26 protein-coding genes and 1 pseudogene are annotated in these 26910 nt (G+C 62.4%); 13 read left to right on the top strand and 14 right to left on the bottom strand.

Annotation, left to right across the window (positions count from 1 at the left end; genetic code table 11):
* Positions 1 to 69 precede the first annotated feature (69 nt).
* The 3 genes and pseudogenes from NCT04_RS11590 to NCT04_RS11580 form a co-directional block, all read left to right on the top strand.
* A pseudogene (locus NCT04_RS11590) lies at positions 70 to 438 on the top strand (exodeoxyribonuclease VII large subunit); the annotation flags it as partial.
* A gap of 198 nt (positions 439 to 636) precedes the next feature.
* On the top strand, positions 637 to 1218 hold the full coding sequence (locus tag NCT04_RS11585; RefSeq protein WP_250465492.1) for a superoxide dismutase: 582 nt from the start codon (positions 637 to 639) through the stop codon (positions 1216 to 1218).
* A gap of 199 nt (positions 1219 to 1417) precedes the next feature.
* Positions 1418 to 1570, top strand: a complete 153-nt coding sequence (locus tag NCT04_RS11580) for a hypothetical protein (protein ID WP_244826145.1) — start codon at positions 1418 to 1420, stop codon at positions 1568 to 1570.
* 9 nt (positions 1571 to 1579) lie between these two features.
* On the opposite strand, the gene NCT04_RS11575 is transcribed toward NCT04_RS11580, so the two are convergent.
* The 3 genes from NCT04_RS11575 to NCT04_RS11565 form a co-directional block, all read right to left on the bottom strand.
* Positions 1580 to 2854, bottom strand: coding sequence for an EAL domain-containing protein (locus NCT04_RS11575; protein WP_244826144.1), 1275 nt, complete (start codon positions 2852 to 2854; stop codon positions 1580 to 1582).
* A gap of 281 nt (positions 2855 to 3135) precedes the next feature.
* Entirely contained in the window at positions 3136 to 4569 is a 1434-nt protein-coding gene (gene mdtD / locus NCT04_RS11570) for a multidrug transporter subunit MdtD (protein WP_250465490.1), read from the bottom strand.
* Between the two features lie 19 nt (positions 4570 to 4588).
* Positions 4589 to 5335 (bottom strand): GntR family transcriptional regulator, encoded by a 747-nt coding sequence (locus NCT04_RS11565; protein ID WP_244826142.1) that lies wholly within the window; start codon positions 5333 to 5335, stop codon positions 4589 to 4591.
* Between the two features lie 257 nt (positions 5336 to 5592).
* On the opposite strand from NCT04_RS11565, the gene NCT04_RS11560 reads away from it, so the two are divergent.
* Together NCT04_RS11560 and NCT04_RS11555 are read left to right on the top strand one after the other, a co-directional pair.
* Complete coding sequence (locus NCT04_RS11560) at positions 5593 to 5901, top strand: type II toxin-antitoxin system RelE/ParE family toxin (RefSeq protein WP_250465488.1); 309 nt, start codon at positions 5593 to 5595, stop codon at positions 5899 to 5901.
* Positions 5902 to 5904: 3 nt separating this feature from the next.
* Positions 5905 to 6210, top strand: a complete 306-nt coding sequence (locus tag NCT04_RS11555) for an addiction module antidote protein (RefSeq protein WP_250465486.1) — start codon at positions 5905 to 5907, stop codon at positions 6208 to 6210.
* Positions 6211 to 6215: 5 nt separating this feature from the next.
* Here NCT04_RS11555 and NCT04_RS11550 read toward each other — a convergent pair whose 3' ends face one another.
* Positions 6216 to 7430, bottom strand: a complete 1215-nt coding sequence (locus NCT04_RS11550; protein WP_244826137.1) for an MFS transporter — start codon at positions 7428 to 7430, stop codon at positions 6216 to 6218.
* A gap of 352 nt (positions 7431 to 7782) precedes the next feature.
* Between NCT04_RS11550 and xdhA the strand changes: the two genes are divergently transcribed.
* The 3 genes from xdhA to xdhC are packed head-to-tail and all read left to right on the top strand — an operon-like array spanning position 7783 to position 12188.
* Positions 7783 to 9306, top strand: coding sequence for a xanthine dehydrogenase small subunit (xdhA, locus tag NCT04_RS11545; protein ID WP_250465485.1), 1524 nt, complete (start codon positions 7783 to 7785; stop codon positions 9304 to 9306).
* Positions 9307 to 9321: 15 nt separating this feature from the next.
* Complete coding sequence (xdhB, locus tag NCT04_RS11540) at positions 9322 to 11685, top strand: xanthine dehydrogenase molybdopterin binding subunit (protein ID WP_250465484.1); 2364 nt, start codon at positions 9322 to 9324, stop codon at positions 11683 to 11685.
* Positions 11682 to 12188 (top strand): xanthine dehydrogenase accessory protein XdhC, encoded by a 507-nt coding sequence (xdhC, locus tag NCT04_RS11535; protein WP_244826133.1) that lies wholly within the window; start codon positions 11682 to 11684, stop codon positions 12186 to 12188. Before xdhB ends, xdhC begins: the two co-directional genes overlap by 4 nt.
* Before the next feature lie 9 nt (positions 12189 to 12197).
* On the opposite strand, the gene NCT04_RS11530 is transcribed toward xdhC, so the two are convergent.
* The 4 genes from NCT04_RS11530 to NCT04_RS11515 all read right to left on the bottom strand — a co-directional run bounded on the left by NCT04_RS11530 (position 12198) and on the right by NCT04_RS11515 (position 16575).
* Positions 12198 to 13118, bottom strand: a complete 921-nt coding sequence (locus tag NCT04_RS11530) for an AraC family transcriptional regulator (protein ID WP_244826132.1) — start codon at positions 13116 to 13118, stop codon at positions 12198 to 12200.
* Positions 13119 to 13175: 57 nt separating this feature from the next.
* Positions 13176 to 14147: a LysR family transcriptional regulator gene (locus NCT04_RS11525; RefSeq protein ID WP_244826130.1), complete on the bottom strand. Its 972-nt coding sequence runs from the start codon at positions 14145 to 14147 to the stop codon at positions 13176 to 13178.
* A gap of 196 nt (positions 14148 to 14343) precedes the next feature.
* Positions 14344 to 15003: a 2-hydroxychromene-2-carboxylate isomerase gene (locus NCT04_RS11520; protein ID WP_250465482.1), complete on the bottom strand. Its 660-nt coding sequence runs from the start codon at positions 15001 to 15003 to the stop codon at positions 14344 to 14346.
* Positions 15004 to 15132: 129 nt separating this feature from the next.
* Positions 15133 to 16575 carry a TAXI family TRAP transporter solute-binding subunit gene (locus tag NCT04_RS11515; RefSeq protein ID WP_244826127.1) on the bottom strand — a complete coding sequence of 481 codons (1443 nt, stop codon included), beginning with the start codon at positions 16573 to 16575 and terminating at the stop codon, positions 15133 to 15135.
* A 675-nt stretch (positions 16576 to 17250) separates the two neighbouring features.
* On the opposite strand from NCT04_RS11515, the gene NCT04_RS11510 reads away from it, so the two are divergent.
* Together NCT04_RS11510 and NCT04_RS11505 are read left to right on the top strand one after the other, a co-directional pair.
* Positions 17251 to 17613 carry a BON domain-containing protein gene (locus NCT04_RS11510; RefSeq protein WP_244826125.1) on the top strand — a complete coding sequence of 121 codons (363 nt, stop codon included), beginning with the start codon at positions 17251 to 17253 and terminating at the stop codon, positions 17611 to 17613.
* Between the two features lie 257 nt (positions 17614 to 17870).
* The gene (locus NCT04_RS11505; protein ID WP_250465481.1) at positions 17871 to 19994 is read left to right on the top strand and encodes a D-(-)-3-hydroxybutyrate oligomer hydrolase; all 2124 of its coding nucleotides are present in this window, start codon (positions 17871 to 17873) and stop codon (positions 19992 to 19994) included.
* A 278-nt stretch (positions 19995 to 20272) separates the two neighbouring features.
* On the opposite strand, the gene NCT04_RS11500 is transcribed toward NCT04_RS11505, so the two are convergent.
* Both NCT04_RS11500 and NCT04_RS11495 read right to left on the bottom strand, forming a co-directional pair.
* Complete coding sequence (locus NCT04_RS11500; RefSeq protein WP_250465479.1) at positions 20273 to 21004, bottom strand: DUF2242 domain-containing protein; 732 nt, start codon at positions 21002 to 21004, stop codon at positions 20273 to 20275.
* Positions 21005 to 21188: 184 nt separating this feature from the next.
* A complete protein-coding gene (locus tag NCT04_RS11495) occupies positions 21189 to 21506 on the bottom strand; it encodes a DUF4148 domain-containing protein (protein WP_250465477.1) in 318 nt (105 codons plus the stop codon).
* Between the two features lie 368 nt (positions 21507 to 21874).
* Here NCT04_RS11495 and NCT04_RS11490 point away from each other — a divergent pair, with 368 nt between their 5' ends.
* Positions 21875 to 22165: a co-chaperone GroES gene (locus NCT04_RS11490; protein WP_244826120.1), complete on the top strand. Its 291-nt coding sequence runs from the start codon at positions 21875 to 21877 to the stop codon at positions 22163 to 22165.
* 93 nt (positions 22166 to 22258) lie between these two features.
* On the top strand, positions 22259 to 23899 hold the full coding sequence (gene groL, locus NCT04_RS11485) for a chaperonin GroEL (RefSeq protein ID WP_244826118.1): 1641 nt from the start codon (positions 22259 to 22261) through the stop codon (positions 23897 to 23899).
* Between the two features lie 119 nt (positions 23900 to 24018).
* Here groL and NCT04_RS11480 read toward each other — a convergent pair whose 3' ends face one another.
* From NCT04_RS11480 to NCT04_RS11470, 3 genes are all read right to left on the bottom strand, one after another.
* Positions 24019 to 24402, bottom strand: coding sequence for a hypothetical protein (locus tag NCT04_RS11480; protein WP_250465498.1), 384 nt, complete (start codon positions 24400 to 24402; stop codon positions 24019 to 24021).
* 73 nt (positions 24403 to 24475) lie between these two features.
* A complete protein-coding gene (locus tag NCT04_RS11475) occupies positions 24476 to 25252 on the bottom strand; it encodes a DUF72 domain-containing protein (protein WP_250465475.1) in 777 nt (258 codons plus the stop codon).
* Between the two features lie 37 nt (positions 25253 to 25289).
* Positions 25290 to 26165, bottom strand: coding sequence for a hydroxymethylpyrimidine/phosphomethylpyrimidine kinase (locus tag NCT04_RS11470; protein WP_244828100.1), 876 nt, complete (start codon positions 26163 to 26165; stop codon positions 25290 to 25292).
* A 322-nt stretch (positions 26166 to 26487) separates the two neighbouring features.
* On the opposite strand from NCT04_RS11470, the gene NCT04_RS11465 reads away from it, so the two are divergent.
* The gene (locus NCT04_RS11465) at positions 26488 to 26658 is read left to right on the top strand and encodes a rubredoxin (RefSeq protein ID WP_025527884.1); all 171 of its coding nucleotides are present in this window, start codon (positions 26488 to 26490) and stop codon (positions 26656 to 26658) included.
* Between the two features lie 10 nt (positions 26659 to 26668).
* Here the strand turns inward: NCT04_RS11465 and NCT04_RS11460 are convergent, their stop codons facing one another.
* On the bottom strand, positions 26669 to 26845 hold the full coding sequence (locus NCT04_RS11460; protein ID WP_250465474.1) for a hypothetical protein: 177 nt from the start codon (positions 26843 to 26845) through the stop codon (positions 26669 to 26671).
* Positions 26846 to 26910 lie beyond the last annotated feature (65 nt).

The raw sequence follows: 26910 nt of genomic DNA, 5'->3' as shown, positions 1-26910 counted from the left end.
CCCCCCCCCCCCCCCCCCCCCCCCCCCCCCCCCCCCCCCCCCCCCCCCCCCCCCCCCCCCCCCCCCGCCGCCCCCCCGGTTCGCGATGCACGCGCGCATTTCGCGCTGGTGCAGTATCGATGGCAACGCAGAAGGCCGGATGTCGCGACGCAGATCGAGCATCTCGGCCGTTTGGCCGAGCGCATGCAGCGTGCGCGCGAGCGTCGTCATGAGCGTGCGAACGCGCGTGTGTCCGAGCTTGCGGCGCGCTTGCAGGTGCTGAGTCCGCAGCGCACGTTCGAGCGCGGTTACGCCGCCCTGATCGATACCCAAACCGGCCGTGCGCTGCGCGCGCCGAACGCACTCAAACCGAAGCGTCCGATGACCGTGCATCTCGCGGAAGGCTCTGCCGATGTCCTTCTCGCCGATGTCCAGCCGCGTTTGTCCGACGAATTCTGATGGCCTCGACACCGGCCTTTTGACGAAGCCGCCAAGTGCCGCAGGAGCACTTTTGACGCTGCATTCAAGCTTTGGAAAGCAATCTTGCTCATAAAGGCAGGCGGTTTGCGGGGTTATCCCAAGTCGCCTACAATCCATTGCTCCAGCGCTTCACTCCCCACAGTCCCTACAAATCACATAGAAAAGGAAGCTGCAATCATGGAACATACCCTCCCGCCGTTGCCGTTCGACAAGAACGCGCTTGCTCCGCACATGTCGGAAGAAACGCTCGAGTATCACTATGGCAAGCATCACCAGACCTATGTGACGAACCTCAACAAGCTGATTCCGGGCACCGAATTCGAGAACCTTCCGCTCGAGGAGATCGTGAAGAAGTCGTCGGGCGGCGTGTTCAACAACTCGGCGCAAGTCTGGAATCACACGTTCTTCTGGAACAGCCTGTCGCCGAACGGCGGCGGCGCACCGACGGGCGCGCTGGCTGATGCGATCAACGCCAAGTACGGCTCGTTCGACAAGTTCAAGGAAGAGTTCGCCAAGGTCGCGACCGGCACGTTCGGTTCGGGCTGGACGTGGCTTGTAAAGAAGACGGACGGCTCGCTCGATATTGTCTCCACCAGCAACGCCGCCACGCCGCTCACGACGGATGCCAAGCCGCTCGTGACCATCGACGTGTGGGAGCATGCTTACTACATCGATTACCGCAATGCGCGTCCGAAGTTCATCGAAGCGTATTGGAACATCGTGAATTGGGACTTCGCTTCGAAGAATTTCGGGGCTTAAGGCTTACGGTTTGCGCCGATCCCGCATCGTCGTTCGCGATGTCGGATCGAACGAAAAAGCCCTCTGCGGAGGGCTTTTTTGCATGGCGAGGAACGTTCGCGCGTCGTCGGTTTCTGCGTCTTGCCGCCGGGAAATCTAGAATGTCGCTTTGATCGGCCGTGCCGCATCGCTTGGGTCGGCCCTCACGCGTGATATCACGATGAAACGCTTTCTCGCCCTCTGTCTCGCCGCATGGTCCGCTGCGGCGCTTTTATATTTCGGACGCCATTCCACCGCGTTGATCGTGCTGTCCGGCGTGCTCGCGCTTGCAGGGTTCGATATCGTCAAGCCGGACGCCGAGCGCCGGTCGTAATCCCGCGATTCAGCGCCGCCGCGGCACCGCTTCCCAGTTGATATCGACGCATAGCACCTGCAAGCCATACGGCGTCTGCGCGGCGATGGATGCCGTCACGCAAAGATGCGCCTCGTTGATGGACAGATACGGCGCGGTCAACTGCACGCGTCCTGGCGCGCGCAACGCCTCGATGAAATACGGCCGACGCTCCCAGCTCGCGCCTTCCGAATGCAGCAGCGGACTGAAACGCTTCGCGCGCTGCGATGTACGCACGACCGGCACGACGTTATCGCCGATCTGCCGGCCTTCCTGATCGAGCAGAAAACAGCGCGCCGTATCGACCAGTTGCAGAAGCTCGCTCGTCGCGGCGGCCAGCGTTTCGCCTTCCATCAGCTTGACTGCCGCGCGTTCGAGGCCGCTCACGTAGGGTTCGAGACGCGCGGCTTGCGCCCGGTCGCGCGCGCCCACGCGTTCGCGCGACGCAGCCGACAACGCATCCATCACGCCTGCGGCGACTTGCGGATGCACGGCATCGACGCTCGGCTGCGCGAAGTACGCGCCCTGCACGAAATCGACATTGCATTCGAGCGCGATCAGCGCGTCGCGCTCGGTCGCGAGGCCGCCCATCAACACGAGTTGCCCGGATTCATGCAGCAGCGATACGAGCCGGGGCAACACACGCTCGATATGCGAATGCTCGGTCGCCTGCTGAAGAATGCAGCGGTCGAGCGTCACGATGTCAGGCCGCAACTGCCACACGCGATCGATATTCGAATGCTTCACGCCGAAGCCATCCAGCGCGATCAGAAACCCCGACTTGCGCATGGAGTCGATGATTTCGGTGAAGCGCGTCGTCTCACCGCCCGCCTGTTCGGGCACTTCCAGCACCACGCGCTGCGGCGGCAAGCCGATGTCCTTCAACGCGGCGAGGAGCGCGTCGCCGTAGCTCGTGTCCATCAGCGCGGCGGGGTGGAGGCTCAGAAAGAGCCATTCGTCGTGGCTGTCGAACGCGTTGAAGTTGCCCAGATGAAGGGACTCGGCCAGTCGTCCCAGTTCCAGAAGATCGCCGCGCCGTGCCGCCTGGGTGAACACTTCGTGTGACGGTACATGACGATGTGTCTCGTCCCGTGCACGCAAGGACGCGTGATAGCCGATCGCACGCCGATGCGACACCGAGAACACCGGCTGAAACACGCTGAACACGGTGTACTCGCCGTACAGCACGGTGCGACGCGAGCCGTCATCGCCCGCGACGGGACGCGGAGACTGGAAGCGGGGTGGATCGATGTCAACCATGCTCATGGTGTCGAGGGCCGGGCAATTTACTTAATGAGACAGTTTACAAGATCGGGCACATCACGTTCGAGCAAAAAGCGTGCGAATTCAATGTGCAAGCGGGGGAGCGCGATTAATCGGCGCGCTTTTGTGTGTACATTGGCTCGGCGCACGGCCGGACGGTAATGCACGATGCGGCGGCATGCCGCTTGAAGGTTGTGTAGCGGTGCTGTCCGCACTCTGTCGGTGCGAAACGCACAATCGGATGGCGCGGCGGAAATTTTCGGCCGAGCCGACGAAACCCGGCTTTAGTTCGCTTCGGAAGGATCTGTCTTTCGCTTCGTCGAGCGTACTTCTGGCGCAAGCTGTCCGAAAATCCACGCCGTTGCCGCCGTGATGATGCCCACGCAAAGGAAGGTCGCGTGGAACGCGGGCAGCGAATTGGTTTCCGTCACGCGCGGGAGGATGCCCGTGAAGGTGGCGAGGATCGCGCCGGCGATGGTCACGCCAAGGCTCATCGACAGCATCTGCACGAGCGAAAACAGACTATTGCCGCTGCTCGCGCCGCCGGTGCCGAGGTCTTTCAGCGTGAGCGTGTTCATGGTGGTGAACTGCATCGAGTTGACGCCGCCGAAGATCGCCAGTTGCACGAGACGCAGCCAAAGCGGCTGATGTTCGCTCGTGAGTCCGAAGCTCGCCATCATCAGCCCGACGAGCACGGTGTTCACGACCAGCACGCGCCGATAACCATGCTTTTCGATCAGCCGCGTCACGAGCCGCTTGCACAGCATGCCGGCCGCGGCGACCGGCAGCATCATCATGCCCGCCTGAAACGGCGTGTAGCCGAGGCTCACCTGCAAGAGCAGCGGGATCAGATAAGGCATCGCGCCGCTGCCGATGCGCGCGAAGAGATTGCCGAGCAGGCCGACGCTGAACGTGTGGATCTTGAATAGATCGAGCGAGAAGATGGGTTGCGCGGCGCGCGTTGCATGCAAACCATAGGCGACGAAGCATCCGAGGCTCAACACCAGCAACACGATGACGATGGCATGCGGCAGACCGAGATCGGCCAGGCCATCGAGCGAGATCGTCAGCGCGACCATGCCGACGGCGAGCAGCAGATAGCCGGCAAGATCGAAGGGCGCGGTGGCGGGATTGCGGCTATCGGGCAAAAACATCTTGGTCGCGATGCAGCCCACCACACCCACCGGCACGTTGATGAGGAAAATCCAGTGCCACGACGCGATCTGCACGAGCCAGCCGCCGAGCGTTGGCCCGATGAGTGGCCCGATAAGCCCTGGAATCGCGACGAACGCGAGCGCCGACAAGTAGCGTTCGGCGGGAAACACGCGCAACACGGCCAGACGTCCGACAGGCAACAGCATCGCGCCGCCGATGCCTTGCACGACGCGGAACGCGACCAGCGCCGTCAGCGACTGCGCGTTCGCGCACAAGAGCGAGCCGATGGTGAACACGAGAATCGCGCTGAAGAACACGCGCTTCGTGCCGAGCTTGTCGGCGAGCCAGCCGGACACGGGGATCATCATCGCCATCGTGAGCGAATAGCCGATCACGACGCCTTGCATGCGCAGCGGCGCTTCGCCGAGACTTTTCGCCATCGCGGGCAGGGCCGTGTTGACGATGGTCGAGTCGAGCGTCTGCATGAAGAAGCCCGTGGCGACGAGCCACAGCATGACGGTGAGTGAGCGTTCGGAAGGCGGCGTGGCGGCGATGTCGGTCATGGGCGCGTCGGCGCGTGAGTCACTTGCGCAACTCGGCGACGAAGTCGTAGTAGTCGTTGCGGCAGTAGGTATCGGTGAGTTCGATCGCGCGTTGATCGGCGGTATAGCCTACGCGCGTGATGAGCAAAAGCGCGTCGTGCGGCGCGATGCCCATTTGCTGCGCGATCTCCGCGCTCGCGTTCACCGCGCGAAAGTGCTGCAGCGCGCGCACGATCGAGAGGCCGCGCGTGTCGAGATAACTGTAGAGCGAGTCGCCGATGACCAACGGATCGGGAATGAGCGAGGCAGGAAACGTGGAGTTTTCGACCGCCATGACGATGTCGTCGGCGAGACGCAGGCGCTTAAGGCGTGTGACGGCGGCGGCGGGCGAGAGGCCAAGTTGAATGACTTCGTCGCGATTGGCGGGCTCGATCTTGCGCGAGAGCCATTGCGAGCTCGGCGTAAAACCTCGGCGGCGTAGCATCTCCGAGAAGCTCGACAGACGCGAGAGCGGATCTTCGTAGCGCGGCGTGATGAAGCTGCCCGCGCCTTGTTCACGGCGAATCAGCCCTTGTTCGACGAGCAACGCGATGGCTTTCCTCGATGTGATCCGCGAGACGCCCAGCGCTTCGGACAGCACACGCTCGGAGGGCAGGGCTTCGCCTGCGTTCCAGCGATTGTCGTGGATGGCGTTGGCGAGCTTGCGTGCGAGTTGCAGATAGAGCGGAGTGTCGCTGTCCGGGTCCGGGCGCAGGTCACGCCAGCGGTCTTCCGAGGTCTGGTTCATAAAGCGGACGCTTGTGGGCCGAGCGGTGATTTTAAGGCAAAGGTGTGCGGATCGTTCGGGGGTTTTTGATGAGCGGCGCGATGGCTCGGCGGCTGGCCTCTCAGCGGCGATCGATTCGAGACTTACTCCCTGACGCGGGTGGCGACTTTTAGAGTGTCCCTGCGAAAAATAGACAGAGGCAAATTCTTGCCGTGAATTTCCTATTAGATAGACTGACCTGTCAACTGTGGTTGACGGTTTGTGAACCATGGATTACGATGACTTTTAGGCTTAACATTCGGACCACAGAGCTTTTTGACGACTGGTTCGTTGCATTTAAGGACCGCATCGCAAAACGCCGAATTCAAGCTCGTATCGACCGACTCGCGTCGGGCAATCCAGGCGACACTAACTCGGCCGGCTCACCGGTGATTGAAATGCGGATCGATCATGGACCAGGCTATCGTGTTTATTACGTTCATCGTGGAGACGTGTTGGTGATCCTGCTATGTGGGGGCGATAAGTCGACTCAAGACAGAGACATCAAGTCCGCACACGCCATGCTGCCTCACCTTGACATGGAGTAATCAATGACCCCAACCAAGATCAAAACTCGTCCCTGGGACTCGGTCGAGCACCTTAAGACCGAGGAGGACCTTGCTGAGTATTTCGATGCATGTCTTCAAGAAGGCGGCGACGATTCCGCGTTTATTGCACACGCGCTTGGCGTGATTGCGCGAGCGCGCGGCATGGCGCAGGTGGCGCGCGATACAGGCATCAGCCGCGAAGGGCTTTACAAAGCGCTCTCGGAAGACGGCAACCCCAGCTTCGCAACCATCCTCAAAGTAGTCAAAGCCCTCGGCCTGCAATTGCATGGCTCGAAAGCCGGCGCCTGATCAACTCACGCCGTCGCGGGCCCACCCAGACCGCGCCCGCCACGCATATAAAGCGCCACCGACAAGCCCACCGCCAACGCCGCAGCCAGCGCGGCAAACAAGAACACCGACCCGTATCCAAACTCGCCAGCGACATAACCCGCCAAAGGCCCGGTCAATCCCAGCGACAAGTCCAGAAACACCGAGTAGGCCGACAACGCCGCGCCGCGCGAAGCCGGCGGCACGAGCCCCACCGCCTCGACGCCCAGCGCCGGAAACACGAGCGCGAAGCCGAAGCCGGTCAACGCAGCGCCTGCCAGCGCGAAGGTCGGCTCGGCTGCGAGCCATAGCATCAGCAAGCCCGCGCATTCGAAACAGAACGAGACGATCGCCACACGGAAGCCGCCATACACCTTGATCGTGTTGGCGAACAAAAGCCTCGCGCCGACGAACGTCGTGCCGAACACTGTGAGCGAGAGCGCCGCGTGCGGCCAGTTGTGCGCGGCATAGAAGAGGGTGATGAAAGTCGCAATGGAACCGAAGCCCGCCGAACCCAGCGCAAGCCCGATCCCGTGCGGCAGCACGCGGAAGAACACGCTGCGGTACGACATGCGCTCGCCATGCACCACCGGCACGCTTTCCATGCGCTTCGCGAGCCAGTAACCGAGGCCGCCCAGCGCGATCACGATGAGCGCAAGCGCGGAAAAGCCCAGCGAATTGTCGATCGCCACGCCGAGCGGCGCGCCGATGGCCAGCGCGCCGTATGTCGCAATACCGTTCCACGAAATCACTTTCGCGTTGTGCGAGACGCCCACGCGGCCGATTCCCCACGTGATCGATCCCGTGCCGACGAGACTTTCGCCGACTCCGAGCACGAGCCGCGCGATCACCAGCAGCACGAGACTCACCGCATGCCACTGCGTCGCGAGCGCGGAGGTCAGGAGCATTGCGCCGCTGATCGCGCAGGCCACGAGACCGTAGAGCACGGTTTGCTTGGGGCCGGCGGTATCGGCTGAACGACCGGCGAGCGGCCGCGACAATAAGGTGGCGAAGTACTGAACGCTGATCGCGGCGCCCGCCATTACCGAGCCGTAGCCGAGATCCGTATGCACGAAGCCCGGCAAGACCGCCAGCGGAATGCCGATGGTCAGATAGCAAAGGAACGTGTACACGACGACCGACACGATTCGAAGCGTGACGGCGAAGTCGCCTTGCGGCGCGGTGGCGGGTTGGGTGGACATAGAAAGGCGCGGGTTACTACGGGGTTGATTTCGACGCGAAAGCGTGATTGTCACATAGCTTGCGACCCGATGTCGCGCCAGTTTTGTAACCAGGTGGTCCAAATTGCCTGTCCGAACGGTCGGGCGGCATGTCGGGAAGCCGCTCTGCATAAGGGTTTCACGACTTATCGCGATGGGAGTATGTCGTACATGCAATGTCGCCTATGGGTTCCGGATTTTGGCGGTGATAGCTTTCGAATCATCGAAGCGCTAGGAGTAATCCGAGAAAGCGCCGGAACCATCCGAAGCCACCGGCTGCGCACTCCGCGCAACCAGCAAAAAGAATCATCGAAGCCCCGCGAGACAGAATTTCATGACCCAGCCGATCCGCTTTTACCATCGCAATGCGATCCGCGAAGTAAGCGGCGCGTCGACCACGCGCACCGTCCTGCAATACCTGCGCGAAGACGCGCGCTGCACCGGCACCAAGGAAGGTTGCGCCGAAGGGGATTGCGGCGCGTGCACGGTCGTCATCGGTGAACCGGACGGCGCGGGCGGCGTCGCGTTCAAGGCGGTCAACGCGTGCGTGCAGTTTCTGCCGACGCTCGACGGCCGCGCGCTCTTCACTGTCGAAGACCTGCGCCAGCCGGACGGTTCGCTGCATCCGGTGCAGCAGGCGCTCGTCGATTGTCACGGTTCGCAGTGCGGGTTCTGCACGCCCGGCTTTGCCATGTCGATGTTCGCGCTCTACGAAAAGCATGGTCATGCAACGCAAGGCTGTGCGCAGGCTTGCGACAAAACGCGGCCGTCGCGCCAGGAGATCAGCAACGCGCTGACCGGCAATCTGTGCCGCTGCACGGGGTATCGGCCGATCATCGAGGCTGCCGAGCAGATGTTCGATCACGCGCCGCTCGCGCCGTTGAACGTCGAGGCGCTGGCGCGTTCGCTCGACGGCATCTCGCGTGACGACACTTTCCACTACGAACACGCGGGCCGCCAGTTCGACGCACCGCGCACCGTCGACGCGCTCGCGCAACTCAGAGCCGAAAAGCCCACGGCGCGCATTCTCGCGGGCAGCACGGACGTCGGCTTGTGGGTGACGAAGCAGTTGCGCGATCTCGGCGACATCGTCTATGTCGGACAGATCGAGGCGCTCAAGCATGTCGAGACGACCGAGGAGTGGATCGAGATCGGCGCGGGCGTGTCGGTCGAGCGCGCGTATGCCGAACTCGTGAAGACGTATCCCGAACTCGAAGAGACGCGTCAGCGCTTCGCCTCGCTGCCCATCCGCAATGCGGGCACGCTCGGCGGCAACGTCGCTAACGGCTCGCCCATCGGCGATTCGATGCCCGGTCTCATCGCGTTGAACGCACGCGTCGTGTTGATGAGCGTCGATGGCCCGCGCGAGATGCCGCTCGAAGATCTCTACATTGCATATCAAAAGAAGGACATGGCGGAGAACGAGTTCGTCGCCGCCATCCGCGTGCCGACGCGCGGCGGCCAGCGCGCGAAGCTGCAATTTCGCGCCTATAAGCTCTCGAAGCGCTTCGATTCGGACATTTCCGCCGTGTACGCCGCGTTCTCGTTTATCGCGGACGGCGACACGATCCGCGAGCCGCGTCTCGTCTTCGGCGGCATGGCCGCGACGCCCAAGCGCGCCACGCACGCCGAAAGCGTGCTCGCCGACGCGCACTGGCACGAAGCCACCGCGCAGGCCGCGATGCTAGCGCTCGGCAAGGACTACGCGCCGCTCACCGACATGCGCGCGAGCAGCGACTATCGGCTGGATACCGCGAAGAGCGTGCTGTATCGATTCTGGCTGGAGACGCGTCCTCACAATCCGATGCCCAAGTCGAAGCTGGATGTGCGTGCAATCGAACTCGTCGAAGTGAAGTAAGGAGCCGATAAGAACATGAACCAACAAGCCGAAGCCTTTCTCGCCGAAGCCCAGTCGCTCGCCAACGAAGCCGACGATTTCAAGCAGGTCCACGTTTCGCGTCCGCACGAGTCGGCGCATCTGCATGTGAGCGGGCGCGCGAGCTATACGGACGACATCCCCGTCGTCGCGGGCACGCTGCACGCCGCGCTCGGCATGAGTCCGAAGGCGCACGCGAAGATCGTGTCGATGAACTTCGACGCCGTGCGCGCCACGCCCGGCGTCGTCGCCGTCTTCACCGCCGAGGACATCCCAGGCGTGAACGACTGCGGCCCGATCATCCACGACGATCCGGTGCTCGCGCCGGGTATCGTGCAATACGTCGGGCAGCCGATGTTCATCGTCGTCGCGACGTCGCATGATACGGCGAGGCTCGCGGCGCGTCGCGCGAACATCGAATACGAGGAATTGCCGGCCGTGCTGACCGCCGAAGACGCGCGCAAAGCCGAATCCTACGTGCTGAATCCGCTCAAGCTCTCGCGCGGCGATGCAGCGAGCCGTCTGCAAAAGGCCGCGCATCACGAACGCGGCGCGATGAAGCTCGGCGGTCAGGAACAGTTCTATCTCGAAGGACAGATCGCGTATGCCGTGCCGAAGGACGACGACGGCATGCACGTGTACTGCTCGACGCAGCATCCGACCGAAATGCAGCATCTGGTGGCGCACGTGCTCGGCGTGCATTCGCACAACGTGCTGGTCGAATGCCGGCGCATGGGCGGCGGCTTCGGCGGCAAGGAATCGCAGTCGGGCATTTTCGCGTGCTGCGCCTCGCTTGCCGCGTGGAAGCTGTTGTGTCCGGTGAAGCTGCGTCCGGACCGCGACGACGACATGATGATCACCGGCAAGCGCCATGACTTCCAGTACGACTTCGAAGTGGGCTACGACGATCGCGGCGTGATCGACGGCGTCGCGCTCGACATGACATCGCGTTGCGGTTTCTCGGCGGACCTTTCCGGCCCGGTGATGACGCGCGCGGTCTGCCACTTCGACAATGCGTACTGGCTCGCGGATGTGAAGATCGAAGGCTATTGCGGCAAGACCAACACGCAGTCGAACACCGCGTTTCGCGGCTTCGGCGGGCCGCAGGGCGCGTTCGCCATCGAGTACATCATGGACAACATCGCACGGTCGGTCGGTCGCGATTCGCTGGATGTGCGCTTCGACAATCTGTACGGCAAAACGGAAAACAACAAGACGCCTTACGGACAAACCGTCGAAGACAACGTGCTGCAGGAGTTGATTGGTGAACTGGCCGAGTCGAGCGAGTATCGGCGTCGCCGCGAAGCCGTGCGCGAGTTCAATGCGAACAACGAGATCCTGAAGAAAGGGCTGGCGCTGACGCCGGTGAAGTTCGGCATCGCGTTCAACGTGACGCACTTCAATCAGGCCGGCGCGCTGGTTCATATCTATACCGATGGCTCGATGCTCGTGAACCACGGCGGCACCGAGATGGGCCAAGGTTTGAACACGAAAGTCGCGCAGGTGGTCGCGCATGAACTCGGCGTGGATTTCGGCCGCGTGCGCGTGACGGCGACCGACACGAGCAAGGTGGCGAATACATCGGCGACGGCGGCTTCCACCGGCACCGATCTGAACGGCAAGGCCGCGCAGGACGCCGCGCGTCAACTGCGCGAGCGGCTCGCGAAATTCGCGGCGGAAAAGTTCGGCGGCGGCAAGGTGGAAGCGTCGCAAGTGCGCTTTGCGAACGACCGCGTGATCGTCGGGGAAGATGTCATTCCGTTCGGCGAGATCGTGCAGAAGGCCTACCTCGCACGCGTGCAGTTGTGGTCCGACGGCTTTTACGCCACGCCCAAGCTCTACTGGGATCAGGCGACCATGCAGGGCCGTCCGTTCTTCTACTACTCGTATGGCGCGGCGGTCGCGGAAGTGGTGATCGACACGCTCACGGGCGAAATGCGCGTGCTGCGCGCGGATGCCTTGCACGACGTGGGCGCATCGCTGAATCCGGCGCTCGATGTTGGCCAGGTCGAAGGCGCGTTCGTGCAGGGCATGGGCTGGCTCACGACCGAGGAACTCTGGTGGAATCAGAACGGCAAGCTGATGACGCACGCGCCGTCCACCTACAAGATTCCGACGATCAACGACATGCCGCCTGATTTTCGCGTGTCGCTCTTCAAGAACCGCAACGCGGAAGACAGCATCCATCGCTCGAAGGCGGTGGGCGAGCCGCCGTTGCTGCTGCCGTTTTCGGTGTTCTTCGCGATTCGCGACGCCGTATCCGCCGTGGGCGATCACAAGGTGAATCCGCCGCTGAACGCGCCCGCGACCGCCGAAGAAATTCTTAAGGCAGTGAACGCGGTGAGGCGCGCGCGGACATGATGCATATCGTTCTGTTCGGCGCGGGTCACGTCGGCCACGCGCTCGTGAAAGTGCTCGGCACGCTGCCGTGCGTCGTCCAATGGGTCGACGCGCGCGACGAACTTTTCCCCGACGAAGTTCCCGCGAACGTACAGGTCGAAGCCACGGATTTGCCCGACGCCATCGTCGATGAAGCGCCGGCGGGCGCGTATTTCATCGTGATGACGCACGATCACTCGCTCGACTTTTCGTTGACGCAGCGGATCATGCGCCGCGAGGACTTTGCGTACTTCGGTCTCATCGGCTCGAAGACCAAGCGCGTGAAGTTCGAGCGGCGCCTGATGGAGCGCGGGCTTTCGGCGGAGCGTCTGCCGGAAATCACGTGTCCGATCGGCGTCGAGGGAATCGTCGATAAAGCGCCGGGTTCGATCGCGCTGGCGGTGGCGGCGCAGTTGCTGCGCGTGAGGGAAATGACGGCGCGGCTCGGTTTGCCGGCGCTCAAGGCGGCGCGGTTGGCCGCCTGAAACGCGGATTCAGCTCAGGCCGTTCGTCTGCCGGAAACGACCCGGCGCCACGCCGTACAACTCCTTGAATCGCTTCGAGAAAGCCGCCTCGGACTGATAGCCCACGTCCGCGGCGACATCCGCGACGCTTTTCCTCGTGTGCATGAGCATGGTGCTCGCAAGCTGCATGCGAACGTGGCTCAGCAACGCGAGCGGCGAACTGTCCGAATGCGCCGAGAACGCGCGCATGAAGGTGGCGCGCGACATCGCCGCTTCCTTCGCCAGCATTTCGAGCGTCCACGGATCGGCAGGCCGTTCGAGCATGGCGATCACCGCCGCGCCCAGACGCCGGTTCGCCAACAAGCCCAGCACCCCCGCGAGCGACGGCTGCTCGGTGAGCCATGCACGCAGCACCATCGTGAAAAGCGCGGTGGAGAGCGCCGTGACGATCGACGGCGCACCGGGCTGCGCTTCCTCCGCCTCGCGCCGCATGGCCGCGACGAGCGGCCCGAGATAGGGCGCCGATGCATTCGTGAACGACACGTGCACGAAGTCGGGCAACACGTCGATGAGAAGGGCGCGCGGCGCATACAGAAAGCGTCCGCACAACAAATCCAGCGCCGCTTCCCGACCGTCCACATTGGTCCGCACCGTGATGGCGCCGTTATCGCGCGAAGTCATGGCGCCGATTTTCTCGCTGGCATCGACGGGACCGACGCTCACCACGTGTGCATCGGCGCGCGGCAGCATGAAGATATCGCCCGCGTTCAACGCGACGCTCGCATGTCCCTTGCGCTCTACCGTGCACGCACCTTCCAGCACGACGTGATAGAGCGCCTCACCTGGCGCACCCGGCGCGTGGTCGAGTTCGAGCGGCCCGGCAAGCAGGCAGCGGAGATCGAGCGCACCGGAAAGGCGCGCAAGCTGAATGAGTCGATCGAGGGCGTCCATGCGCGAAAGAATAGTTCTTGTTTCGCCGATGGTAGCGGAGATGCGCCCGCGCCGTCACTACTTGGCGGCGAGGCTCAGCAGTTCTTCGATGCTTGCATTTTTCTTGCGCCCGGTAAGCGTCTCGGAGACGCTCGCGATCATTTCGCGCAGCCATGCGACGTCTGTCGGCTGATCGGGTTGCGGCAGCGAGAGCTGATAGCACTTGATGCGCGGAAACGGCACCGGCGAATCGAGCACCGCAAGCGGCAGCATGGACGCGTAATGCTGCGCGAAACGGCGCGGTGCGGTGAAGATCAGATCGGATTGCAGCAGCACTTGCGGCACGAGTCCGAAGTACGGAATGGTCGCGACGATGCGCCGCTTCACGCCCGCGCGCGCCAGGCCGATATCGATCGGATGCCGCTTCGCTCCGCTATAAGGCGTCGGCGCGAGATGCGCGGCGAGTGCGTAGCGCTCGACCGTGAGCGGCTCGCGCGCGAGCGGATGGTTCGCGCGCATCAGGCAGACGAATACGTCGGCGAAAAGGTCCTGCTTTTCGAAGCGCGGCTCGGGCTTGGTCCAGTTGGCCATCATCACGTCGATCTCGCCTTCGTCGAGCGCGCGTTCGTGATCGCGCATCGGATTGAGCGATTCGATTTCAAGCCGCGCGTTGGGCGCTGCATCGCGGAAGGCGGCGACGAGCGTCGGCATGAAGAAATCGTTCAGATAATCCGGCGCGGCAAGGCGAAAAGTGCGACGCGAACTCGCGGGATCGAATTCGCCGTGCGGTGTCGCGACGAATTCGACTTCGCGCAAAGCGCGCTGCGCCGGCGCAAGCAGCGATTCGCCGTACTCGGTCGGCACCATGCCCTGCTTGCCGCGCACGAGAATAGGGTCGTTGAGGATCTCGCGGAGCCGCCGCAGCGCGGTGCTGATGGCCGGCTGCGTCTGGTTCAGCCGCTGCGCGGTCTGCGTCACGCTGCGCTCCAGAAGCAGCGTGCGCAAGACGCGGATGAGCCAGATATCGAGTGAGTCGGCGGGATCGTTCATGGGCGAAGCTGCGGTTTGAAGACGGACACGGCGGCTGATCGCAACGAACGCGGAATGCCGGAGCGTGCGTTTGCGCGCCCCGATGCATCACCGTTCACAAAATAGTCACGCAGCTAACCCGAGGTTAAACGCTTTCCGCTTTTTAACGCCATAGCGCACGCGCTATGCGTGGCATCAGCCGCCGAGCCGCGAAGCGTCAGCTGAAGTCCGCGTCTCGCGGCGCGACCGGCAGCGCGCTGATGCGTTTCACTTCGGCGCCATCGAGCCAGTTCGGCGAGCGCGCGACGTAAAGCACCATCGGCAAGGTGTCTTCGCCCCAGAAGAGCTGGTCGTTGACGACGAACGTCGGCACGCCAAAGACGCCCATCGCGACGGCGCGGTCGGTGTTCTCGCGCAGCTTCGCCTTGATGTCTTCGTCTTCGACGCGCGTTTCCGCTTCGGGCATGCCGACCCGCTCGCACAAGCCGCGAAAGCCTTCTGGCGTCGACGGATCGCGTCCTTCGCGCCAGATATAGCGGAAGATTTCGCGCACGCAGACGAGATCGCCATTTGCGATTACCGCGAGCCGCAGCGCCTTGAGCGGATCGAACGGATGCGCGGGCGGCATTTTGAACGGAATGCCAAGCTGCTCGGCGCGAAAGAGCGCATGCCGATACGTAAACACGCGTTTCGACGGAATGGTCGCCGCGTGCGGCTGTCCCCAGCGGTCGAGCAGCTTCAACAACTGCACCGGCACGAACTCGAACGGCATGTCGGGCCACTTTTCGTGTTGCTCCAGCAGCAGATACGAGAACGGCGATATGAAATCGAAGAAAAAGTACGGCTGGCCAGGGCCGTTGGCATGCGCTGCGCTCATCTAGATTTCTCCCTTGATCCTGCCGCGCCCGGCTTTTCGGGCTTATTCATTGTCCGACCGCATCGCGCAGGCTGCTACGTGGACCCGCGCCTTTATTCCGCTCGCATCTTTCGATCCTACCTGGCGATATTACGTGCTGCTCGGCTCGCTGTCTGCCTGCGCCGGTTCACGGCGCGGCTCCGTTTCGGCGACGGGCGCATGCGCGAGCCGTTCGCGCACGAAGCCGATATGTTCGCGCAGCACGTAGAACTGATCGGCGAAGGCAAGCGGCATTTTCATGCGATTGACCGCCGATTCGATCGCGTCGATCCGGTCGATCAGGGCGTCGCGCTGCGCGGTGTCCGGGCCGCTGATCGCTTCCCGTTCGATCGCAATGAGCGCGCCATACCACTTGTAGATACGCGATTTCACGCGCCAGCGATAAAGCCCCGGCACCAGCCGCAAGCCCGGGATGAGCACGACGATCAGCGGCACCAGCACGACTAGCACGCGATCCGCGAGACTCGCCATCCAGAACGGCAGCGTCCGGTAGATAAAGCTCTTGCCCGACTTGTAATAGCGCTCGGCGTTGTCGCTGATGCGAAATTCGTGGACGAGCGGCGCGGGAAATTCGTTTGCGCGCTGCAGCAGGTTGGCGCGGCTGTGCACTTCGCGCGCCGCTTCGATCAAAAGATCCGAGAGCGCGGGATGCAGACTGTCGCGCGCCACCAGTTCGGCCGTCGGCGCGATGGTGTGGACGGCGCGCGGCGGCAGATTGCGGGCGAAATCGAATGCACCCATCGGCAGTTCGATTTCGGTGAGATAGGGGAAGCGGCGCGCGTAGGCATCGGCTTGAGTGAAGTCCATGAAACGGATGCCGGATGTGCGCAGGAGCTTGGCCATCGTCGGCGGTTGTGCGGAATCGCCGGTCAGGAACACGGCGTCGATCGTGCCGTCTTCGAGCGCGGCCGCGGCCTTGTCGCCGGCGAGCGGCAACAGTTCGGTATCGCCGCCCGGCTCGATGCCATTCGCCTTCAGAAGCGTGAGCGCAAGCGCGCGCGTGCCGCTGCCTTCCGCGCCGATGGCGAGCCGCTTGCCCTTCAGTTCGGACAAGCGCGTGACGGTCGCGCCGCGATAAAACACGGCGAGCGGCACATACGACACGCTGCCGAGCGATTCCAGGTTTGCGTGCTGATCGCTCGCCGCGTCCGGCGTCATGCCGCCTTGCACGAAACCGACATCCACGTCGGATTTCGGATCTTCGAGACGCGTGAGGTTGTCGAGCGAGCCTTGCGTTTCCAGCACGTTGAGCGTGACGCGGTTGCGCGCGAGGATTGCCTTGTACTTCTGCGCGCTGTTCCAGAACGAGCTGCCCTTGGGGCCTGCCGCTATCGTCAGCGTGCTTGGCGGCGCCGGCTGGATCAGCCGCACGGCAAGATAGAGCGCCGCGATACTGACGAGCAGAATCGGACCGAAGGTCAGCGCGAGATCGCGCCAGGAGATCGCGACGAAGCGCGCGACGATCCTCTGCGGCTTGCGTCCCGTGGCTTTGTGAGCGGGGTCTTCGGGTTGGTGTCCTGGAGGTTGAATCATCGCGGCGGCAAACTTGAATAAGCATGGAAGTTTCGAGGTTTCCGCGAGCTTACCTGAAGCCATCCGCATTCAAGATGCCGTTGAGTTGCGCCATGCCACGCGTGCGAGTCGTTAGCTCGGCGGCCGTGCAAACCACGAGTGTGACACGCGTGTGTGCACGCCGCAGCACTCGTGCCGCCGATGTTGCGCCACGCCGCATCCAGTTCCTTGCAACGTTAAATGTTTTGCGCTTAAGGCCGCGCTGGGCTAAATTGACGTTCGCCGCCAGTTGGCGGGAACCATGCGCGTCGTAGCCCGCTCATGCGCCGGACAGTTTCCCGGCATGTGGGTAAATTGGGCGAACGCCATGCTCTTCGGAGTGTCGCGCGACGGTTTCCTGTTCCGCATCCGCCATACGGCAGGCCACATATTCGAGCCGACGGGCACTTGCCCCAAGTAACCGGCCGTAGTCAGTTTGTTAATTTCGCCAGTCTCTCGCAGCACCGCATTGCAGCAGCAGGCCGCATCGAGCGTCTTGTCATCGAGCCATCCTCGGTGGAAGGCGCATTCGAGGCTGCGGCGTGTCCTTCGGGGCCGCCGCCGGGCTGTTGCACGAAAGCGGTTCGGTTTGTTTGATGTGCCAACGAGTGAAGTAGTAACTGTGCGAAGTCAATAAGCGAAACAAAAGGAGAAATCATGAAAGCTGTCGATCTGTTGAAGGCGCTGGGCGTGGTGGTGTGCGTGGCCGTGGCGTCGAGCGCTTATGCTCAAGCGAGCGATGCGGACGCCACGTCGGCCGCGCCGACCAAGGCTCAGAAATCGGCGACCAAGAAGACCGACCGCAAGCTCGGCTACGACGTGCGCCGTGCGTTGTCGAAGGCGCAAGGCTTCGACGTGTCCAACGTATTCGTCCGTGCGCGCTCCGGCGCTGTCGTGCTCTCGGGCACCGTGCCGGAAGGCGGCCAGATCGCCCAGGCAGAAGAAGTGGCCAAGGGCGTTCCGGGCGTGAAGTCGGTTTCCAACAAGATTTCGCTCGGCGTTCAGAACGGCGGAGGTTAAGCACGCCGTTTGCGTTGTTTCTGGCGGCGCGGTTTAGCGCTGTCATCGGCGGCGCTTCATGCGGGTCACTCGACGGGCTCCGGCATCACGCCGGGGCCCGTTGTCGTTCTGACATCCTCTGACTTCTCTTTGCTCTAAGGGAAGTTCAGCAATTACGCGATGGCTGTTTGCGCGTAATACTTGTTGTCGGCAAAGCCGTGCATGCGGCACGTGCAGAAGTCGATCAACAACAAGCGACCGGATGGCGGAGACACACAATGAAAAGATTCGCACGAGTCCACGGGTTGTCACGCGCGGCGACACTCGCCGTGCTGGCGGCATTTGCGGCGACCACGCTCGTCGCCTGTCACGGCGGCGATGACGACGGCCCGCAGTTCCCGTCCAACACCTTGCCGAGTTTCGTCTCGGGAACGGTGAAGACGCAAACTTACGACGGCAATACCGACGACCTGCTGACCGCCGGACTCGGCAAGACAGGACTTGCGTCGGCGACGCCGCCTTCAATCGCCAATGCGGCCGCGCCGACAGCGGCGGAACTGCGGCGGCTGGCTATCTATTCGAACTATCGTGCGCTCGTCGATATGTCGGCGAACGGCGGCTACGGGCGCTTCTGGGGACCGAATGTCGATCTGAACGGCGGCGACACGCTCGGCGAAGGCAAGATCGCGGGCAAGGAGTATCTGGCCTTCTCGGACGACGGTTCGGGCACGAAGAACGTCAGCCTGCTCGTGCAGATTCCGACGAGTTTCAATCCGGATCAGCCTTGCATCGTGACGGCGACATCGTCGGGATCGCGCGGCGTATATGGCGCGATTTCGGCAGCGGGCGAGTGGGGCTTGAAGCGCGGCTGCGCGGTTGCGTACACGGACAAAGGCAGCGGCAACGGCGCGCACGAGTTGTCGACTAATCTTGTCACGCTGATCGACGGCACGCTTTCGAATGCGACCTTTGCGGGCAATTCGGCAATCTTCAAGGCGAACCTGAGCCAATCGGCGCTTTCGGCTTACAACTCGGCGTATCCGAATCGCTACGCTTTCAAACACGCGCACTCGCAGCAGAATCCCGAAAAGGACTGGGGCAAGAATACGTTGCAGGCGATTCAGTTCGCGTACTGGGCGCTCAACGATACCTATGGCGTGGTCAACGGCTCGACGCATTCCGCGCGCTACTCGAAGGGCAGCATTACGACGATCGCGGCATCGGTGAGCAATGGCGGCGGCGCGGCGCTTGCAGCCGCCGAACAGGACACCGATGGCTGGATAAGCGCGGTCGTCGTCGGCGAACCGCAGATCAACATGAATCTGCCGGCGCAGGTTGCGGTGCGCGAAGGCGGCCAGGCAGTCGGTTCGTTCGGGCGTCCGCTTGCCGATTACATGACCTACGCGAACCTGCTTCAGCCGTGCGCGGCGCTAGCGACGGCGGCGGTCGGCGCGCCGTATCTAACGGCACTGCCGCTCGCGACCACCGTGGCGATTCGCACCGCACGCTGCACGACGCTCGCGGCGAGCGGCGCGATTGCCGGCGGCGATACGCTCTCGCAAGCCAACGACGCGCTCGCGAAGCTGCATCAGGCGGGCTACGAAGCCGACTCCGACACGTTACATGCGCCGATGTGGGACTCGCAGGCCGTGCCTGCCGTCGCCGTGACTTACGCCGATGCCTACATGCTGGCGAGCGTCGCCGACAACCTGTGCAACTTCAGCTTCGGCACGACTAACGCGCTGACCGGCGCGGCGGGCGTGAACCCGCTCGTTTCGCCGATGCCCACGGTCTTCGGCAACGGCAATGGCGTGCCGCCGACCAACGGCATCAACCTCGTTTATAACGCGGGGACGTCGGGCGCGGCGGATCATCGGCTTGCGACGCCCGATGCGAGCTTCGCGGGCGCGGCCTGCCTGCGCGCGCTTTGGGCGAACGGCAATCCGACGATGACGGCGAGCGTGAACGCGATTCGCGTCAACGCGAATCTGCGTGGCAAGCCGGCGATCATCGTGCAGGGAAGGTCGGATGCGCTCGTGCCGATCAACCATGCCTCGCGGCCGTATCTCGGCGCGAACAAGGTGGTGGAAGGCAACAATAGCCAGCTCTCACTGTACGAAATCACGAACGGTCAGCACTTCGATGCGTTCCTGAGCGTGGCTGGCTTCGATACGCGCTTCTTGCCCGTGCACTACTACAACCTTCAGGCGCTCAATTTGATGTGGGCTCACCTGAAGAACAACGCGCCGTTGCCGCCGTCGCAAGTCGTGCATACGGTGGCGCGCGGCGGCACGCCGGGCGCGGCGCCTCAATTGACGGTGGCGAATCTCCCGGCGATCGCGGCGAGCCCCGGCGCGAATGCGATTTCGGTGAATGGCGGCGTGGTGAATGTGCCGAATTGAGGGGTGATGGGAGGGGCGTGCGGATTGGCATCGCTGTCGGCGGCAGGCGAAGCTTCAGCTTTAGGCGGCGCGTGATGAGCGCGCTGCATCGATGCGTTCGGGTGGGCTAGCTGCGCGATGAGCGGGGCGTCACAGGTCACGCGGGTACATTTTGCGAACGGCGACGGGTGCTGAATGAGGTTCGCGGTGAGCTGATCACGCAGCTGCAGCCGCCGTTGCCCGCGTGCTTGATGCTTGCATCGACGAAGCGTTTCCCGGAACGACGCGTGCGCTCGATCTCACTGAACCGGCGCCGATGCCGCGACGCCCTCGGACGCGGCGTGTTTCGCGTCGGATGACTGGATGGCCGTCGCCGCCGCAGCGGGCGCCTGTACGACGATCGGCGTTGGCGTGAGATCCGGTGAACTCACGATCAGCGACGGAGCGAGCGGCTTGCTCTTGACCTCATCCGATGCGATGGGCGAACTGCGCGGCACCGTGCTCAGATAGTGCCCCATCAGCCCGAAGAATCGGTCATAGAACTTGCCGGCGGGCACGGTTTCGCTGGAAATCTTGACCATTGCATCGCTGTTCGAACGGATCGGCAGCGAAAGCGAGCCCAAGACGCTCAAGCCCACGCTTGCGGAGGTATCGCTCTTCTTGAGCGCATAGCCGTCCTGCACCGCGTTCACATAAGCGATGCTCGTATTAGTCGTGTTTTCGCCGGGCGTGCAGACCACATGGAATGAGACGACCACGTGCGTTTCGGTGGACGGCTGGAAGTTCTTGGTGGCGTCGACGGTATCGGCTTGCGCCATCGTCGTGAGAAAGCCTTGCGAGAGCAGCGCGCGGCGGGCCGCCTCGCAGGTTTCGTTCACGGTGGCGTCGAAGTTGCGCGCGAACGGGCTCGCACCGGAGTCGAAGAGTTCCTGCTGATAGCTTGGCGTGGTCGCCGCGCGTCCGCCACAGGCGGCAAGGGCGAGAAATCCGAGGGAGAGAAAGGCAAGGCGCAGCGACGACGACATAGGCATGAGAGGCAACGAAGACGAAATTTGTGATGCAACAAACACAAATTGTAGTGCCCTCCGACTGCGCGAGAAAAAAACGTAGTCCAAAAACATCGTCGAATCCGTGGCTTACAGAAACTTTTCCTTCGGGATGCGCAAAAAGCAAAAGCCCGGCGTGCGTGCCGGGCTTCGTTACGCGAATCGACGATTACGGGCGATTGAAGTCGACCGGATTCGGGTCAATAGCCGCGCGGCGGGCAGCACCCGAAGCGGCAGCGCCTTCGCCGACACCGCCAAACGACGATGCCGCCGTGCCTTGTTGCGCGTTCAGGCGTGCTTGCGCGGCCTGAATGTTGGCGGGGTATTGGGTTTGATCGCTGGCCGGGTTGTAGCCTGCGCGTTCCAGTTGAACCAGTTGAGCCTTCACTTCAGCCCGCGTCACCGGCGCGTTTTCTTGCGCTTGGGCGAAATCGGGGACTGCAAGGACGGCAGCAACGGCGATTGCGGGGATGATCGACTTGAACATGATGAACCTCCTAGGTACTGATCTCGGGAACGTTGCGAGTGGAGAGTTTGTCTCTTCACTGCTTCGTCGTTGAAATGCAGTCTAGGCCTCGCCGACCCTGGTAGAAACCCTAATTAAGCGAAATCAGAATTGACGGATTGACATTAATCCAGCTAATCGACCTTACGAAATCCATAAATTTCCCCGTGTTTAGACAAAAGTACGCGAAATAGGGAATGCCCGTCTGTCCCCGTCCTTGAAATTGTCAAACTCGGTCCATATAATTAGCACTCACTGCACGAGAGTGCTAACAAATTGCCGCTCGGGCAGCTTTGCTTACCGGGCGGGTTTCCCCCGCGTTTTCAGTCTCAATCAAGAGAGGAGTGTGTATGAATCTTCGTCCTTTGCACGATCGCGTCATCGTTAAACGTCTGGATCAGGAAACCAAGACTGCCTCGGGCCTCATCATCCCCGAAGCTGCAGCCGAAAAGCCGGATCAAGGCGAAATCCTGGCCGTCGGCCCGGGTAAGCGCGATGACAAGGGTGTGCAGAACGCCCTCGACGTGAAGGTGGGCGACCGCGTGTTGTTCGGCAAGTACGCCGGCCAGACCGTCAAGGTCGACGGGCAAGAACTGCTCGTGATGCGCGAAGAAGACATCATGGCCGTTCTGGTCAAGTAAGCACCTTCCTGCACTTCGGCTTCGCCGCAGAGCCGCTCCATTGGAGCCTGCCGCCCGAAGCCTCCAAACTGAATCGACTCAAGGAGTTTGAATATGGCAGCTAAAGAAGTCACTTTTGGCGATACCGCACGCGCCAAGATGGTCGAAGGCGTGAACATTCTGGCCAACGCGGTCAAGGTCACGCTGGGTCCGAAGGGCCGCAATGTCGTGCTCGAGCGCAGCTTCGGCGGCCCGACGGTCACCAAGGACGGTGTCTCGGTCGCGAAGGAAATCGAACTGAAGGACAAGCTCCAGAACATGGGCGCGCAAATGGTCAAGGAAGTGGCTTCCCGGACCAGCGACAACGCCGGTGATGGCACCACGACCGCTACGGTTCTGGCGCAATCCATCGTTCGCGAAGGCATGAAGTACGTTGCATCGGGCATGAACCCGATGGACCTGAAGCGCGGTATCGACAAGGCAGTGGCTGCAGCTATCGAAGAACTGCGCAAGATCAGCAAGCCCTGCACGACGAACAAGGAAATCGCTCAAGTCGGCGCGATTTCGGCGAACAGCGACACGTCCATCGGCGACCGTATCGCTGAAGCAATGGACAAGGTCGGTAAGGAAGGCGTGATCACGGTTGAAGACGGCAAGTCGCTGGAAGACGAGCTGGACGTCGTGGAAGGCATGCAGTTCGACCGCGGCTACCTGTCGCCGTACTTCATCAACAACCCGGACAAGCAAGTCGCCCTGCTCGAAAACCCGTTCGTGCTGCTGCACGACAAGAAGGTTTCGAACATCCGCGATCTGCTGCCGGTACTGGAACAAGTCGCGAAGGCTGGCCGTCCGCTGCTGATCATCGCTGAAGACGTAGAAGGCGAAGCGCTGGCTACGCTGGTCGTGAACAACATCCGCGGCATTCTGAAGACCGTTGCCGTCAAGGCTCCGGGCTTTGGCGACCGTCGCAAGGCCATGCTGGAAGACATCGCTATCCTGACCGGTGGTCAAGTGATCGCGGAAGAAACCGGCCTGACGCTCGAAAAGGCTACGCTGGCTGAACTGGGTCAAGCGAAGCGCATCGAAGTGGGCAAGGAAAACACGACGATCATCGACGGCGCTGGCGAAGCAGCAAGCATCGAAGCGCGCGTGAAGCAAGTGCGCACGCAGATCGAGGAAGCAACGTCGGATTACGACCGTGAAAAGCTGCAAGAGCGCGTGGCCAAGCTGGCTGGCGGCGTGGCAGTGATCAAGGTCGGCGCTGCGACCGAAGTCGAAATGAAGGAAAAGAAGGCACGTGTCGAAGACGCACTGCACGCAACCCGTGCGGCTGTGGAAGAAGGCATCGTGGCCGGCGGCGGCGTCGCGCTGATCCGCGCTCGCAAGGCTGTCGAAGGCGTGAAGGGCCTGAACTCGGACCAGGACGCGGGCATCCGCATCGTTCTGCGTGCGATGGAAGAGCCGCTGCGCCAGATCGTCACGAACGGCGGCGAAGAAGCTTCCGTCGTGGTGGCGGCTGTTGCTGCGGGCACGGGCAACTACGGCTACAACGCGGCAACGGGCGAGTACGGTGACCTGGTGGAAGCCGGTGTCGTCGACCCGACCAAGGTGACGCGCACGGCATTGCAAAACGCGGCATCGGTGGCAGGCCTGCTGCTGACGACCGACGCAGCCGTCGCGGAACTGCCGAAGGAAGACTCGGCCATGCCTGGTGGCATGCCCGGCGGCATGGGCGGCATGGGCATGGACATGTAATTCGGTTTCGACCGGTTACTTGCTTCATCCTCAGGGCGTGGGTTTCGAAAGAAGCTCACGCCGCAAAGAAAAACCCGCAGCAATGCGGGTTTTTTTTCGTCCGTGGCAAACGCGGACCGTTACTTGTTCATCTGATCGCGCAAGTTCTGCGCGGCGGCCTTGTAGTCGTAGGTCGGATAAAACTCCGTCGTATAGCCGCCCCACGCGGTGGTTTCGATCGCGCGATTCACTTCGCGCAGGCGATCGGCCGGCACGCGCAAGGTCACGACCTGACCGACGCCCATCATCACGTACCACGACACCACTTCGATTCCCGGCGGCGGAAACGTCTTGAAGAAGCCTTGCTCCTTCAACTGCTCGTTGATCTTCGGAAGCGGTTTGCTTTGATCGTGCTTGAGGAAGATGGTCAGCAGGAAGGTGCCGTCGCCAGCCGGTGTGGCGGGCGGCGCCGTGCTTTGCTGCGCGTTTGCGGGCAGGGCGATGTGAATCAGCGAGGCGAACATCGTGGCTTGAAAAAGGCGTGCAATTCGTCTTGCTGATCGATGCATCGGGAATGCTCCTCGTGAACGAATCGGTTTAACGATGGTGGGTGCGCAGACGCTCGATCATATGCAGCGCGTTGGGTTGCGCATTGCCTTCGGCGGTGTTGTCGAAGATGCACCAGACCTCGGGCGTTTTCTTCGCGCGCGTGTGCAGCGTGCGCGCGAGGTCGTCGAGATAGGTGTAGTTGTAGGAAGACTTGTAGAGCTCGGGCGAGCCATGCAGCCGCACATACACGAGCGAAGTGTCCGCACGATGCTTGATCTCGCACTCGTCGGGGATCGGGTCCGCATCGACATAAGCCATGTGATGCGCCTTCAGGAGCGCGGCCGTGTAGGTGGTGAACCAGGACGGATGCCGCGCCTCGATTGCAATCGGCAACTTAGTGCGCTCACGCAACGCCTTGATGAAGGCTTCGGCCGTGGCCTGATCGAAGGGCAGACTGGGCGGCAGTTGCACGAGCCAGCAACCGAGCTTGTCGCCGAGTTGCCCCGCGCTTTGCAAGAATTCGTCAAGGAGCGCCTCGGTGCCGACGAGCCGCGCGTCGTGCGTAATGGACTTGGGCAATTTCACCGAGAAGCGAAACGACTCGGGCACGCTCTGCGCCCAGTTCGCGTAAGTCGATTCGCGATGCGGTTTGTAGAAGCTCGAATTGATCTCGACGCAAGTCAGCACGTGTGCATAGCGTTCGAGATGCGTGCCTTCATGCGGAAAGCTCGACGACACGGCGCTCGACAAACCCCAACCCGCGCAGCCGATACGGATCGCGCCTTGCGGGCCGGGCTTGTGCAGATGGGGCAGTCGGTACGGCATGCGTTCTCCCGGCGACTCGATTGGTCAGTGTTTTGGGCTAATGGCGTACTTCCCCAGGCAGTCCCGCCGACTCGTCGGGGAGGGACGACGTCTCGCCTTCTTCGTCTGCATCGTTCGAGCGCGCCCAGAAAAACCGGTCCGGCAAATAGGCGCCCATGCCCGGACGGAACGCGGCGCGCGCCGCCTGGAACACATACTCCTGAGCCTCGCGTGCGGCCTCGGCGGGTTCCTGTCCGTTGGCAAGCAAGGCCGCGACCGCGGCGCCAAGCGTATCCGTCAGCCCCATGATGCGATGCACACCGCGATCCCACGTATCTTGCCGCACCTGGCCTTCTTCGCTGTACAGCGTATTCACATGCCGATGCGTGCCGGTTTCCATTGCGAGCACATATTCGCAACCTTGCGCCAGGATATGCGAGATCGCGGCATCCAGCGTTGGCGCCTCGGCGTCGCTGTCGGGTTGCGCGAGCTGCAACAACGTGGCGTGATCGGCGATCAACATGGTCGTTTGCGGCACCAGCAGGTCGGCAAGCGACTCACGCAGCTCGTCGGCGGACAAAACGTGTTCATCGTCGAGTGTGAAGTCCGGAGCGAGGATCAGCGGTACGTCGTCGTAGTCGGACACCACCTCGGCGATAGCGGAAACCACTTCCGCGCGCGTTGCCGCGCCGATCTTGAACGCGGCGATCGGCATGTCCTCCAGCAACATGCGCGCCTGCGTGGCGACGACGTCGGGGTCGATGCCGGTGACTTCGTCGCAGCTTGCGGAGTCGCGCACCGCGTAGCCCGTCAGCACCGTCACGCCGTGGCAGCCCATGCTTGCGAGCGTCAGCACGTCGGCTTGAAGCCCCGAACCGCCTGTGGGGTCCGTCAGGCCGAAGGTGAGAACGATCGGTGGGGAGTCGCCGGTCATGGCAAAAGCGGACATTGTTTTCTTGATTGCACGAATGGAACGGAAGGGCCGCGAACGCCCGCGCCTCGAAGTGCACTGGCGGCGGCCAGCTCGGTCATGATTCGACCGTGGTTCGACTATGGTTCAATGTTTCGATTATGCGGCCTAACGCCGTCAGGCTACAGTCTTTGCGCACTTTTTTCCGGTACGGCGGCGCTTGAGAGAGCCAGTACGGCGGTCAAAGGCTTGGCCACGCGTGAACGGGCATCTCGCTAGGCATTGACACGCCAACACGGTACCATCATGTCCTAATTTCAATCGACCATTTCGACGCGGCATAAGTATGGAATATAGAAGCTGGATGTGCCTGATCTGCGGCTGGATCTATGACGAGGAGGCGGGATTGCCCGAAGAGGGCATCGCGCCGGGTACGCGCTGGGAGGACGTTCCAATCAACTGGACTTGTCCCGAATGCGGAGCCCGCAAGGAAGATTTTGAGATGGTCCAGATCTGATCCGCACGCTCTACCGCGCCGCATGACTCGCGTCATGCGGCGCGCGTTTTTTGCGGACCGCTTTTTTGTTCGCTGCTTTCGTTCGCTGCTTTCGTTGCTGTTTTTGTCCGGCAGCGCTGCCGGTGTTGCGTCGTGCATCGAAATGGATGCGCGCGCCGGTCGCATGTTTGGCCGCTGCAAGCTGCATGGGCGCCACGACGCGTGCCGATGCCAATGCGAACCGGCGCCTGAAGGCATACGCTTGAGGCTGGT

Source organism: Caballeronia sp. GAFFF2 (assembly GCF_023631485.1).
In the GTDB taxonomy this organism is placed as follows: domain Bacteria; phylum Pseudomonadota; class Gammaproteobacteria; order Burkholderiales; family Burkholderiaceae; genus Caballeronia.
Note: the sequence above shows the minus strand (reverse complement) of the source record. Positions and strands in the feature narration are given on the sequence as shown.